At 74.6% G+C, this 12696-nt stretch carries 11 protein-coding genes and 6 tRNA genes; 6 read left to right on the forward strand and 11 right to left on the reverse strand.

Annotated elements, in window-relative coordinates; all coding sequences use genetic code 11:
* Window positions 1–36: 36 nt before the first annotated feature.
* The gene (locus ACFVS0_RS01480) at window positions 37–840 is read right to left on the reverse strand and encodes a dihydrofolate reductase family protein (RefSeq protein WP_430562313.1); all 804 of its coding nucleotides are present in this window, start codon (window positions 838–840) and stop codon (window positions 37–39) included.
* A 98-nt stretch (window positions 841–938) separates the two neighbouring features.
* Here ACFVS0_RS01480 and zapE point away from each other — a divergent pair, with 98 nt between their 5' ends.
* Window positions 939–2003, forward strand: coding sequence for a cell division protein ZapE (gene zapE / locus ACFVS0_RS01485; RefSeq protein WP_430587131.1), 1065 nt, complete (start codon window positions 939–941; stop codon window positions 2001–2003).
* A gap of 26 nt (window positions 2004–2029) precedes the next feature.
* Here the strand turns inward: zapE and ACFVS0_RS01490 are convergent, their stop codons facing one another.
* The 8 genes from ACFVS0_RS01490 to ACFVS0_RS01525 form a co-directional block, all read right to left on the reverse strand.
* Window positions 2030–3673 (reverse strand): hypothetical protein, encoded by a 1644-nt coding sequence (locus tag ACFVS0_RS01490; protein ID WP_430586955.1) that lies wholly within the window; start codon window positions 3671–3673, stop codon window positions 2030–2032.
* Window positions 3674–4152: 479 nt separating this feature from the next.
* The gene (locus tag ACFVS0_RS01495) at window positions 4153–4479 is read right to left on the reverse strand and encodes a hypothetical protein (RefSeq protein WP_430586956.1); all 327 of its coding nucleotides are present in this window, start codon (window positions 4477–4479) and stop codon (window positions 4153–4155) included.
* A 10-nt stretch (window positions 4480–4489) separates the two neighbouring features.
* Window positions 4490–4816 carry a DUF2277 domain-containing protein gene (locus tag ACFVS0_RS01500; protein WP_429729700.1) on the reverse strand — a complete coding sequence of 109 codons (327 nt, stop codon included), beginning with the start codon at window positions 4814–4816 and terminating at the stop codon, window positions 4490–4492.
* 109 nt (window positions 4817–4925) lie between these two features.
* Window positions 4926–5000 (reverse strand) — tRNA-Val (locus ACFVS0_RS01505).
* Between the two features lie 43 nt (window positions 5001–5043).
* A tRNA-Gly gene (locus ACFVS0_RS01510) sits at window positions 5044–5116 on the reverse strand.
* 201 nt (window positions 5117–5317) lie between these two features.
* Window positions 5318–5392: transfer RNA gene (locus ACFVS0_RS01515), tRNA-Val, on the reverse strand.
* Between the two features lie 8 nt (window positions 5393–5400).
* A tRNA-Cys gene (locus tag ACFVS0_RS01520) sits at window positions 5401–5471 on the reverse strand.
* 54 nt (window positions 5472–5525) lie between these two features.
* A tRNA-Gly gene (locus ACFVS0_RS01525) sits at window positions 5526–5598 on the reverse strand.
* 127 nt (window positions 5599–5725) lie between these two features.
* Here ACFVS0_RS01525 and ACFVS0_RS01530 point away from each other — a divergent pair.
* Window positions 5726–6886 (forward strand): chorismate-binding protein, encoded by a 1161-nt coding sequence (locus ACFVS0_RS01530; RefSeq protein WP_430586957.1) that lies wholly within the window; start codon window positions 5726–5728, stop codon window positions 6884–6886.
* 95 nt (window positions 6887–6981) lie between these two features.
* Window positions 6982–7584, forward strand: coding sequence for a dihydrofolate reductase family protein (locus ACFVS0_RS01535; RefSeq protein ID WP_430551132.1), 603 nt, complete (start codon window positions 6982–6984; stop codon window positions 7582–7584).
* A gap of 18 nt (window positions 7585–7602) precedes the next feature.
* Here the strand turns inward: ACFVS0_RS01535 and ACFVS0_RS01540 are convergent, their stop codons facing one another.
* On the reverse strand, window positions 7603–9138 hold the full coding sequence (locus tag ACFVS0_RS01540; protein ID WP_430586958.1) for a multicopper oxidase family protein: 1536 nt from the start codon (window positions 9136–9138) through the stop codon (window positions 7603–7605).
* 9 nt (window positions 9139–9147) lie between these two features.
* Window positions 9148–9645, reverse strand: a complete 498-nt coding sequence (locus ACFVS0_RS01545) for a hypothetical protein (RefSeq protein ID WP_430586959.1) — start codon at window positions 9643–9645, stop codon at window positions 9148–9150.
* A 160-nt stretch (window positions 9646–9805) separates the two neighbouring features.
* Here ACFVS0_RS01545 and ACFVS0_RS01550 point away from each other — a divergent pair, with 160 nt between their 5' ends.
* The 3 genes from ACFVS0_RS01550 (at window position 9806) to ACFVS0_RS01560 (ending at window position 12676) form a co-directional block, all read left to right on the forward strand.
* Window positions 9806–10672, forward strand: a complete 867-nt coding sequence (locus tag ACFVS0_RS01550; RefSeq protein WP_430586960.1) for an aminotransferase class IV — start codon at window positions 9806–9808, stop codon at window positions 10670–10672.
* Window positions 10673–10731: 59 nt separating this feature from the next.
* Window positions 10732–10803: transfer RNA gene (locus ACFVS0_RS01555), tRNA-Val, on the forward strand.
* A gap of 220 nt (window positions 10804–11023) precedes the next feature.
* On the forward strand, window positions 11024–12676 hold the full coding sequence (locus ACFVS0_RS01560; protein WP_430586961.1) for an FAD-binding protein: 1653 nt from the start codon (window positions 11024–11026) through the stop codon (window positions 12674–12676).
* Window positions 12677–12696 lie beyond the last annotated feature (20 nt).

Raw genomic sequence — 12696 nt, forward strand, 5'->3', positions numbered from 1 at the left:
GACGCGCGCCTCTCCACGGGGCTCCCGGGACCGGGCTCAGCGCAGGAGCCAGCGCGCCAGCAGCGTGCCGGAGCCCGGCGCGTGCAGCAGGTGCGTGAGGCGGGCGGGCGTGGCCGGCGACGCCGGGATCCCGGCCGGGCGCGGCCCCTCGCCGGGGGACCCGGCGGGGGAGGCGGCCACGATGCGGGAGGGGCCCGGCCCGACGAGGCACGGGCTGGTCGTGACGCACAGCTCGTCGACCAGGTCGTCCGCGAGCATGGCGGCGAGCAGCGTCGGGCCGCCCTCGCACAGGACGCGGCGCAGCCCTCGGTCGGCCAGGGCCGCGAGACCGGCACGCAGGTCCACCTCGTCGGGGTCGCCCGCCGACGCCACCGCGAGCACCCGGTCGGCGGGGACCATCCGGCTCGCCGTCCGCGCGCCCGCCGCGCCGGTGAGGACGAGCGGCGGCCGGTCGCCGTCGGCGAGCTGCTGCGGCACCCGGCCGGAGCGCGTGACGAGCGCGAGCTCGAGGGGTCGGTCGCCCGTCGTGGGAAGGCCCTGCGGCCGGTCGAGCGCCGTGTAGCCCTCGTGGCGGGCCGTGCCCGCACCGACGAGCACGACGTCGGCCGCGGCACGCAGGACACGGAACGCGCGCCAGTCCGCGTCGTCGTTGATCGAGCCGGACAGGTGGTCCGGGCCCCACGCGCCGCCGTCGACCGTGCTGACGAAGTTGGCCCGCAGCCACCTGCCGGACCCGGTGCCCTCGTCGTACAGCGCACGGAGGCGGTGCTCGGTCGGGTCGGGGGGCAGGTGCTCCGGTGCCGGGACGAGCAGGTCGAGCGGCGTCGTGGCAGATCTCACAGCGGCCAGCGTACTGACGCGGCGTAGCCTTGACGGTCGTGACGCTCACGCAGGACGAGGACCAGGACCAGGACCAGGACACGGGTACGGGCCCGGGCATCGACGCGGGCGCGACGCCCCCCGCGCACGACGGCGCGGTGCCGTCCCTGTCGGCGGTGCGTCCGACGGTCTCCCCGGATCGGCTGCTCGCCGACCTCGTGCCGCCGCGCCACTTCGCCCAGGCACGTTTCTCCACCTACCGGGCCGACCCCGCCCACCCGAGCCAGACGACGGTGCCCGCCCGGCTGCAGGAGGTCGCGCGCGAGATCGCCGCGCCGCGGTCGTCGGGGCTGAAGGCGCTGTTCGGGCGACGTCGGGCGGTGCCCGCCGTGTACATGGACGGCGGCTTCGGCGTCGGCAAGACGCACCTGCTCACCTCGCTGGCCCACGAGGTCACGGCGGCCGTGGGCGAGGGGGCGGTCGCATACGGCACGTTCGTCGAGTACACGAACCTCGTGGGGGCGCTGGGCTTCCTGCCGACGGTCGAGGCGCTCGCCACGCGCCGTCTGGTCTGCATCGACGAGTTCGAGCTCGACGACCCCGGCGACACGGTGCTGATGTCGCGCCTGCTGCGCGAGCTCGCGGACCGCGACGTCGCCCTCGCCGCGACGTCGAACACGCTGCCCGAGGCGCTGGGCGAGGGCCGCTTCGCGGCCGAGGACTTCCTGCGCGAGATCCAGGCGCTCTCGTCGCGCTTCGAGGTGCTGCGCGTCGACGGCGAGGACTACCGCCACCGCGCCGTCGTGACCGAGGCGGCCCCGATCCCGGCCGACGTCGTGGAGCGCGCGGCCGCCGGGCGTCCGGGTGCGGTCCTCGACGAGTTCGACGGGCTGCTCGCGCACCTCGCGACCGTCCACCCGAGCCGGTACGGCGCCCTGCTCGACGGCGTGGAGCTGGTGGCGCTCACCGGCGTGCGGCCCGTGCAGCGGCAGGAGGTGGCCCTGCGGCTCGTGGTCCTCGTCGACCGCCTGTACGACCGCGACGTGCCCGTGCTCCTCTCCGGTGACGGTGCGCAGCACCTGTTCTCCGAGGAGATGCTGCGCGGGGGTTACCGCAAGAAGTACTTCCGGGCGCTGTCGCGTCTCGGGGCCCTCGCGGAGGAAGGCCGCCGCCTGACGGCGTGAGGCCCGCCCGCGGCGAGCCGTGGAGGCTACGGCTCGACGGGGCCGGAGTGCAGCACGGCGGGGGCACGGGGCGGGATCCGCAGGACGCCGTCCGCCAGGGTGGTCCCCTCCGGGTCCCAGGCGGCCACGACCTTCATGTCGGCCGGGAGCGACGAGACGTCCACGTCCGCCGGCTCCGTGCCGGTGACGAGGGCGACGGCGGTGCGGCCCCGGCGACCGACGAGCGAGGTCCCCGCGGTCCGCACCTCCACGGGCAGGTCGCGGTCCGCCGACGCGGCGGGGCGCAACGCCACCAGCCTCCGGGTCCAGTCCACGAGGCGCCGTGCCCGGTCGTCCCGCGCGGGCACCGGCACGTGCTCCGTGTCGAGCACCGGTGGCGTCCCCGCGAGGATCGCGAACGTCAGCAGGCAGGCCCGGTCGTCGTCGGTCACGCCCGGGGCCTCCCGGTAGGCGTCGCCCGCGTCGGGCGTCCACGGGACGGAGCGGTTGGCGGCGGGCAGCCGCGTGAGGTCGCGCACGAGCACCGCGGAGGCCCGCTGCGTGGCGCGGTGCGCCCGGCGCAGGCTCGGCGGACGCCACGGGGCCGTCGTCGGGGGGAAGACCTCGTGCGCGAGCCGGCGCAGGTCCTGGACGGGATCGGCGTCGCCCGGCGCCGCGAGGATGTGGTGCACGACGGTGGTGAGCCGGTCGCTGCGCCCCGGCCCGTCGACGAGGAGGTGGAGCCGGCGGCCGAGCTGCTCGCCGAGGTGGTGCACGTCCTCCGCGAGCTCCCCGAGGAACGGCACCGCCGAGCGGTCCACGAGCGCCTCGACGTCGAGCAGCAGGCCGTCCACGTGGAAGTCGCGCAGCCAGCGCTCGGCGTCGGCCACGAGGAAGTCACGCGGGCCGCGGCTCCCGCTGCCGTCGAGGTTGATCCGCGGGCTGTCGGAGCCGGGCGGGCCGGGCCGGGCTCCCGTGCGCGGCCCGATCCGTGAGCCGGTGGCGTAGGGGCCGAAGGCGTGCAGGCCGAGGTCGTCGGCGACGGCCCACCGGTGGGGGGCGTCCAGGACGACGGCGAGCCCGCAGCGGTGCGCGCGGTCGACGAACCGGTGGAGCGCGCCGGGGCCGCCGAGCGGCTCGTGCACGGCGAACAGCCGGACGCCGGCGGCTGGGCCGCGCTCGGGGTCGTACGCGGCGACGGGGGAGAGCTCGACCCCCACGACGCCGGTCGCGGCGACGTCCTCCAGGAGGTCGGCGGCGGCGTCGAGCGTGCCGGCCGCGGTGAACGTGGGGAGGTCGACGCGCAGCAGCGCGCCGGCGTCGAGGTCTGCGCCCCGCCAGGCGCCGTCCGTCCAGGCGAACTCCTGGTCCAGCACGCGCGACGCGCCGTGGACGCCGCACGGCAGCCAGGTGCTGCAGGGGTCCGGCACGGGCGGTCCGCCGTCGACCGAGAAGAGGTAGTCGGTGCCCGGCGCGAGCTCGGCGTCAGCGCGCCAGTACCCGGGCTCGTGGGCGCCGACGAGGCGGAGGGGGAGACGGGAGCCGGACGCCGGCAGCACGACCTCGACGGTGTGGGCCCGCGGCGCCCACAGCAGGGGGCGGGGCCCCGGCCACCGCTCGCGCATCCCGGGGAGCGGTGGCGGGGTTCCGGGTGCCGCCCTGTCGGCGAGGCCTGCATCGGCAGCGGTCACGGCGGACACTCTAGCCACCAGGGGCAACCTTCGCGGCCTCGCGTCCAGGTGCCGGATGCTGCGGGCGACGGTGGCGCGCAGCGACCGTCCGGCCGTCGTCCGGGACTCGTCCAGGACGTGCTGCCCCGGGGCCTGGGCGACTAAATAGTGTGCCAAGCGCGGGCGCGGCAACCCGCCGGCTGCTAGACCTTGGCCATGAGCACGGATGGCACAGGCACCCGACCCACGGTGCCGGTGGACAGGTTGGACGAGTCGATCGCCTCGCAGGCCAGGCTGGCACCCCGGCGGCGCCCGCTGGACGATCGAGACCGGGACGCCAGGTCCGGGGGTGACGCGGCAAAGGCGCCGGCGTCGCTCTCCGCGGCGGAGCTCGGCCCCATCGAAGGCGCCTCGAGCGGAGTCTCCTGGGATGACCCGGACGAGCTCTGACCCCGTGACGTGATCCTGAGCGTCGACGTCGACCCCGACGGCGCGTGGCGTCAGCGGGGGAGCCGGTCCGTGCCCACGGGGACCAGTCGCGGCATCCCGGCGGGGGCGACGCGGCTCAGGGCGACGTAGCGCGCCTCGGCGCGGTGCAGCCGGATGTGCTCGTCGAGGGACCAGTCCGGCCCGTTGGTGAGGACCATCCCGCACGAGCAGTCGATCTCCACGGCGCCGCCGTGGCCGTGCCGGACCTGTCCCACCGTGACGTGCGACGCCCGGGCGTGCGCCTTGGCGCGGTGCATCGTCGCGGAGACCGGGTCGGGCGCGGTCGGCGGTGCGTCGACGAGGGCCTCGTCGACGGGTGCGGGGAAGGGCTGATCCACGCGGGCGAGCCTAGTGCGTGTGGGCGATCCCGAGCTCGTGCATCCGCTCGTGCTCCTCGCGCGCGGCCTGCCGCGCGGCGATGCGCGCCTGCACCTCCTCGCGGCGCAGCGGCGGCACGGTCTTCGGCGGCTGCCGACGCTCGGGGAGCTCGCCGAGCAGGCGGGTGACGATCTCCGCGATCTCCGCGGTGGCCTGCTCGCACGGCTCACGGGTGGCCGCGCTCGCCGAGCGCTGGACGCCCGTCACCTTGCGGACGAACTGCTCCGCGGCGGCCCTGATCTCCTCGTCGGTGGCGGGCGGCTCGAGCCCCCGCAGGGTCGTGATGTTGCGGCACATGGTCTCGACGCTACGCCGCGGGGGTGACGAGGGCGACACCCGGCGGCGAGCGGACCCGTGGGGGAGGAACGCGAAAGGCCGCCCCGGGCGAACCGGGACGGCCTCGTTCTGGTGGGCGATACTGGGATCGAACCAGTGACCTCTTCCGTGTCAGGGAAGCGCGCTACCGCTGCGCCAATCGCCCTTGCGGCTGCTGCGCTCCCCCGAGAGGGGGATGCAGAGCTCGGAGCGGATGACGGGACTCGAACCCGCGACCCTCACCTTGGCAAGGTGATGCTCTACCAACTGAGCCACATCCGCGCGACCGGGTCGTTCAGGACTGCTGTCCTGGCCTCCCGGCGCCTGAGGAACATTACTCGACCTTCGGCTCACTGGTCCAATCGCGACCGTGTGACCTGCGACGCTGCCGTCCTCCGGCCGTCGACGGCGCGTCAGGGAGCCCGGTCGTGGCCCGAGAACGACGAAACCCCGACCGGTGACCCGGTCGGGGCTTCGTGATGCTGGTGGGCGATACTGGGATCGAACCAGTGACCTCTTCCGTGTCAGGGAAGCGCGCTACCGCTGCGCCAATCGCCCGTGCTGCGAGGTGGGTACGGGATTCGAACCCGTGTATACGGCTTTGCAGGCCGCTGCCTCGCCTCTCGGCCAACCCACCTTGAGACGTGCTCTCCCGACGCTCATCGTGAGTCGATCAGAGAGTGGGCCTCCGAGCGGATGACGGGACTCGAACCCGCGACCCTCACCTTGGCAAGGTGATGCTCTACCAACTGAGCCACATCCGCGCGACCAGGAACCAGGACACCCTGCGGTGCCCGCCGTTCTGGCGCGCCCCAAACATTAGTGGACCCCTGGCGGTCCGTCCAATCGCCTCCGCCGGGGTGTCCGCGCAGGACCCACTAGCGTGCTCGTGTGCACGATCCGACCTCCTGGGCCACGTTCGCCGGGCGCCGCGCGTCGCGCGCCGTCGAGTGCGTCGATCTCTCCGAGCAGCCGGAACGGCTCGACTCGGGGCTGTGGTTCGTCGTCGCCGACTTCGAGGCCGACCTGGGGCGCGACGGCGTCACGCGGCCGGGCGGTCGGGCCCGTGCCTGGCGGTTCGCCGACGTGGGCCCTGCTCCGGCGGCGGGGGGTGACGGAGGGCGCTGGTGCGGCCCCTCTCCGTCGGCATGGACCAGCTCCCTCGACCGGGACGCGTACGTCCGAGCCGTGGCGACGGTCCGCGAGCGGGTACGGCGCGGCGACGTCTACCAGGTCAACGTGTGCCGGGTGCTCTCGGCCCCGCTGGCCGCGTCGGACGTCCCGTCGGGCATCTCGTCGGGCGATGCCCGACGGGACATCGTCGAGCCCGATGCCGCGGCTCTTGCCGCGCGGCTCGCCGTCGGCAACCCCGCCCCGTACGCGGCCGCGGTGCACGTGCCCGCGGCGAGCGGCCTCGACCCGGTGTGGGTCGTGAGCGCCTCGCCCGAGCTGTACCTGTCCCTCGACGTCTCGGCCGGCGCTGCCGGCGGGGCCGCGTCGCTCGCCTCGGGCCCCATCAAGGGCACCGCGCGTACGCCGTCCGGGCTCACGGCCAAGGACCGCGCCGAGAACGTGATGATCACCGACCTGGTGCGCAACGACCTGCAGCGCGTCTGCCGCCCGGGCACGGTCGAGGTCTCCGACCTGCTGGCCGTCGAGGAGCACCCCGGCCTGGTCCACCTGGTGTCGCGCGTGCGCGGCGAGCTGCTCGGCGACGCTCCGGGACGCTGGGCGCGGGCGCTCGAGGCCACGTTCCCGCCGGGATCGGTGTCGGGGGCGCCCAAGTCGTCCGCGCTGCGGCTGATCGCCGAGCTCGAGCCGACGGCCCGCGGTCCCTACTGCGGCGCGGTGGGTTGGGTCGACGGCGACGCCGGGCGGGCCGAGCTCGCCGTCGGGATCCGTACCTTCTGGTGGGAGGACGCCCCCGGCGGCGGCGTCCTGCGGTTCGGCACCGGCGCCGGGATCACGTGGGGGAGCGACCCCGCGCGCGAGTGGGACGAGACCGAGCTCAAGGCGGACCGGCTGGTCGGGCTCGCGTCGTCGGAGGGGTGAGCCGCCGCGCCGACGGGTCTCCGGACCCCGTCGAGTCTCCGCACCGATGACTTTTCGCACCGATGAGTCTCCGCGTCCGGCGCCGTCTCCCGTGCATGACACAGGTGACCTGCGACCTCGGTATCTCCCTGGACGGCATCTCGGCGGGCGTGAACCAGTCCCTCGACCAGCCGTTCGGCGACGGTGTCGGCGACGGCGAACGGATCATGCACGCGTGGATGTTCGACAACCCGGACGACCACCGGGCGGAGCTCGACGCGATCACCGCGGCGGGCGCGTTCGTCATGGGCCGGAACATGTTCACCCCCGGGCGCGGGGAGTGGGACCTCGGCTGGCGCGGCTGGTGGGGCGAGGACCCGCCGTACCACGCGCCCGTCTTCGTGCTCACGCACCACGAGCGCGACCCGATCGAGATGGAGGGCGGCACCACGTTCCACTTCGTGACCGGTGGGCCGCAGGAGGCCCTCGCCCGGGCACGTGATGCGGCCGGCGAGCGGAACGTGTCCGTGGCCGGCGGGGCGACGACCGTCAACCAGTTCCTCGCCGCGGACCTCATCGACGAGCTGCGGCTGCACGTCGGGCCCGTGGTGCTCGACGTCGAGGGGGTGCGCCTGTTCGAGGGCGTGGGGACGCACGACCTGCGCATCGTGTCCGCGCGGGTCACGCCGGAGGTGACGCACCTGGTGCTGCGGCGCTGAGACGCCGTCACGGGCACGTCACTCGGGGACGTTGCCGGTGGCGTGCCCCAGCAGGTACGGCGTCGTGACCCCCGCGTACATCAGGTGCGCCACGAGGCCCTCGGTGGCGTGGGGCAGGTTGTGGCAGTGGTCCATCCAGATCCCCGGGTTGTCCGCGACGAACGCGACGTCGTAGACCTCGCCGTCGGCCACCTCGAGGGAGTCGGTCCACCACGGGCTGCCGCTCGCGGCCACGCCGTCGCGGGACAGCACGACGACGTGGTGGCCGTGCAGGTGCATCGGGTGCGGCGTCCCGCTGCGGTTGTCGATCCGCATGCGCACGACGTCGCCCTGGCCGACCTCGAACATCGGCACGTCCGGGTAGGTGTGCCCGTTCACCGTCCAGTGCATGCCCGGCCTCCCGTCGAGGAAGCCCGGCGCCCTGCCGATGACGTAGTCGAACGAACGGTCCGCCGCGTCCGGGTCCAGGCCGAGCGGCGCCGGCGTCCCATAGCCGAGCAGGTCGAGGGTCGCCGTCGGGCGCCGCGTCGGGGAGGACGCCGCGCCGTCGGGGCCCACGACGACGGCGGAGGCACCGCCCAGCTCGACGCGCGCCGCCGAGCCGTCGTCCGGCGCCACGACGAGCAGGTCCGCGCGCCCGCCGGCCGGGACCACCACCGCACGATCACGGACCTCGGGCGGGTCGTGCACGTCGGTGCCGTCGACGGCGAGGAGGCGGAACGGCACCCCGCCCACCCAGACGGGCAGGACGCCGTTGTCGCTGTTGATCACCCGGACGCGTGCCGCCGTCCCGGGCGGGACGTCGACGGGCAGGTCCCCGGTCGCGCCCTGGACCGTGCGCCGCGCCCCGTACCGGTGCACCAGCGCGGGGACGTCGACGGCGTCCTCCAGGAGGCGCGCGACCTCCCGCCCGCCGGCCGGCCGGGCGTCCCGGGCCGGGGCCACGACCACCGCCCCGAGCAGCCCCTTGCGCACCTGCTCGTGCGAGATCTGGTGGGAGTGGTACCAGTACGTTCCGGCGTCGGAGGCGACGAACCGGTACGTGTGCGAGCCGCCGACGGGGACGGCGTCCTGGGTGACGCCGGCGACGCCGTCCGCGGCGTTCGGCACGTCGATCCCGTGCCAGTGCAGCGTGGCGCCTCCCGGCACGCTCTCGTTGACGAACGTCACCTCGACGAGGTCGCCCTGCACGGCGCGCAGCGTCGGGCCCGGCGTCGTCCCGTTCACGGTGTACGCGTCCGTCGTCGTGCCGGGCGCCAGCTCCACGCGCTCGGCGCGCGCGGTGAACGTGAGGGCCACGTCGGCCGGGCCGGTCGGCGCCACCAGCGTGTCGACGCTCGTGGCGGCCGCGGCGCTCCCGCCGCCATGGCCGGAGTGACCCTCGAGCGTCGTGACGCGCGGCCCGCTGCCGCGCTCGAACGACCCCGTCTCGGTGACGGAGAACCGGCCCGGTGCCCTGCTGGTCTGCCAGAGCAGCAGGAGCGGCACCAGGACGGCCGCCGCCGCCAACCCGGCGACGACGCGCCGCAGGACCGGGGAACGGTCGGCCGCCATGTCGGCGGGTCAGGGCGTGACGCCGCCGGCGGCCAGCCCCGGCGTCGCGGTCGCGGCTGCCGCCTGCTCGGCCCGGTCGCGCGCCGCCACGCGCCAGCCCGTGTACAGGGAGACGCCGAAGAGCAGCAGGGCGTTGACCCCGTGCAGGCCACCGAGGAACGGGACGCTGTGCCCCGCGAGGCCGAGCGTGACCTGGAGCGCCACGAGGAGGAGGATCGCGAGGCCCCAGCGCCAGGCGCCGCGCACGCCGGCGAAGAACGACGCGACGAAGGTCAGCAGGGCGATGACCGGCAGGATCATGGTGCCCGTCATCCCGTGGAGCATCAGCCCGATCTCCTCGGGGAACAGGGACTCCCCGGACATGGACTGCTCCATGGCAGCCTGGTCCAGCACCCCGCCCTCGTCGATGAAGAGTCCCAGCCCGGCGACGGCGTAGACCATGACGGCCGCCTGGACGACGACCCCCGCCGCGACGACGTACGCGAGCACGCGAAACACCTGTCTCATGCCGATCACCTCGATCGTGCGAGGGCCGCACCGTCGCGGCCCGTTCTCTGATGGTGAGTCGGCCGTGGTGCCGCCGCTACGAACGGTCGGGGTGAACCGGGGGTGAACTCGAACGCCCGGGGCGACGCCGTCCGGGCGTGAAGTCGGGCACACTGGCCCCATGAGTCTGGTGATCTGGGCGGAGGGCCGTCTGGTCGGGCAGGGGGAGGCCGCGCTGAGCGCCGTCGACCACGGCATCACGGTCGGGGACGGGGTCTTCGAGACCTGCACGGTCTTCGACGGTCGGGCGTTCGCGCTGACGCGGCACCTGCGACGACTCGCGCGCTCCGCGACCGGGCTCGGCCTCGCCGCCCCCGACGAGCAGAAGGTGCGCGACGGCGTCGCGGCCGCGCTGGCCGAGGCCGTGCGCCTGGACGGCGCGTTCGACGGCCGGCTCCGCATCACCGTCACGGCCGGTGTCGGCCCGCTCGGCTCCGGTCGCGTCGACGCGCCGCAGACCGTCGTCGTGGCGGCGCAGCAGTCCGCGATGGCGCCGACGTCGCGGTCCGCGAGGTCGCCGTGGCCGCGCAACGAGCGGTCCGCCGTCGCCGGGCTCAAGACGACGTCCTACGCGGAGAACGTCGTGGCGCTCGCGGACGCCGTGAGCAAGGGCGGCGACGAGTCGATCCTGCCCAACACCGTCGGCGACCTGTGCGAGGGCACCGGCTCCAACGTCTTCGTGGAGCGCGACGGCGAGCTGGTCACCCCCACCCTCGACTCGGGCTGCCTGGCCGGGATCACCCGCGCCCTCACGCTCGAGTGGGCGGCGGAGGAGGGCCTGCCCGTGCGCGAGGCGAAGGAGGGCGAGCTGCCCTTCACGGTGCTCGACGAGGTGACGCAGGGGCGCGCGCAGCTCGCGCTCACGTCGTCGGGGCGCAACGTGCAGCCCGTCGTCTGGCTGGACGGCGCCGACGTCGCCGTGGGCGAGGTGTCGCGCGCGGCGCGCGAGGTGTTCGAGCGCAACTGCCGCGAGCGCCTCGACCCCTGAGTGCCCGTGGCGCCGGTTTGGTCCGCCGCCCGATCTGTGGCTAATATCGTCCACGCACCGGGCGATTGGCGCAGTGGTAGCGCGCTTCGTTCACACCGAAGAGGTCACTGGTTCGAACCCAGTATCGCCCACCCGTGAGCAAGGCCCCCTGACCGGCGGAAAGCCGGTGAGGGGGCCTTCGTCGTACGGCGCGGTGGTGCCCGCCTTCCAGGTGATCCCCGGCGACGACGCCGTGGCGCGACCGTGCCCGGCCTGTCGGGCTTCGCCTGACCCCATTGACGCCCGGCCTCCGGTGCAGGACCATCGGTGCTCAGCGAACCGGACAGTGGTGTCCGGATGAGAGGAGCCGTCATGCCTGTGCCGTCCCAGCCCCGGTTCGACCACACCTACGACGTCGTGGTGGTGGGCAGCGGGTCCGCGGGCTTCGCGACCGCCCTGGGCGCCGTGGACGCGGGGCTCAGCGTCCTGATCGTCGAGGGCACGGAGAAGTGGGGCGGCAGCTCGGCGATGTCCGGGGGCGGGCTCTGGCTGCCGGCCAACCCGCTGATGGAGCGTGCCGGCGCCGGTGACTCCCGCGACGAGGCGCTCACGTACCTGGAGGAGACGGTCGGGGAGGTCGGCCGCTCGACCTCCCGGGAGCGCAAGGAGGCGTTCGTGGACGGGGTCGCGGACTTCGTGACGACCGCCGAGCGCCACGGGATGCGGTTCGCGCGTGGCAAGGACTACCCGGACTACTACCCGGAGCTCCCGGGCGGGAAGATCGGGCGGTCGATCGAGGTCGAACCGCTGGACTCCCGGCCGCTCGGCGACTGGTGGGGCACGCTGCGCTCCGCGGTGCCGCTGCCGGCGAAGACCGACGACGTGTGGCTGCTGGGCCGGGCGTGGTCGACGCCGTCCGGGTTCGTGCGGGGAGCCCGGTTCGTGTTCCGCGCCCTGGGCGGCCTGGTGACCGGCAAGCGCCTGGTGGGCATCGGGAACGCGCTGATGACGTCGTTCGGTCGCGCGCTGCTGGTGGAGCGCGACGTGCCGCTGTGGCTGTCCTCGCCGCTCGAGGACCTCGTGGTCGACGACGCCCGGGTGGTCGGCGTCCGGGTGCGCCGCGAGGGGCAGGTCGTGACGGTGGGCGCGAGCCGCGGCGTGATGCTCGCGGCGGGCGGCTTCGAGTCGAACCCCGACTGGCGGCAGAAGTACCACGGGATCGACGGCAACCCGTCAGGCAACCCGGGCAACGTCGGGCAGGTGATCGAGATCGCGCGCGAGGCCGGCGCGGCGCTGGAGCTCATGGACGACGCCTGGTGGGGCGCCTCGGTCGAGGCACCGCCCGGTGGCACGCCGGCGTTCATCGTCGGGGAACGGTCGATGCCGTACTCGATCATGGTCGATGCGCAGGGCGCGCGGTTCGCCAACGAGTCCGAGTCGTACGTCGACCTCGGGCACCACATGCTCGACCACGACAAGGACGGGCCGTACTGGCTCGTCTTCGACTCCCGCGCCCCGCGCCGGTACCTGCAGACCTTCGCGATGGACCCGCGCGCCACGAAGGCGATGAAGGCCGCCGGCATCGTCCACAAGGCGGGCACGCTCCAGGAGCTGGCGGCTGCCATCTCCGTCGACCCTGCGACGTTCCGGGCCACGGTGCAGCGGTTCAACGGGTTCGCGCGGTCCGGCGTCGACGGCGACTTCGGGCGGGGGAACTCGGCCTACGACCGCTACTACTCCGACCCGCTCGTGCACCCCAACCCCAACCTCGGCCCGATCGAGAAGGGGCCGTTCACGGCGTACCGCGTGGTCATCGGCGACCTCGGGACCAAGGGCGGCGTCGTGACGGACGCCGACGGGCGGACGCTGCGCGAGGACGGGACGGTCATCGACGGGCTCTTCGCCGCCGGCAACGCCTCGGCGTCGGTCATGGGGCGCACGTACCCGGGTCCCGGCTCGACGATCGGCCCCGCCACCGTCTTCGGCATGCGGGCCGCCCGCTTCATGGCGAGGTCTCGCGACTGAGGCCGACGGGGCTGCGAGGG

It is taken from the genome of Isoptericola sp. NPDC058082 (assembly GCF_042885055.1).
Taxonomy (GTDB): domain Bacteria; phylum Actinomycetota; class Actinomycetes; order Actinomycetales; family Cellulomonadaceae; genus Isoptericola.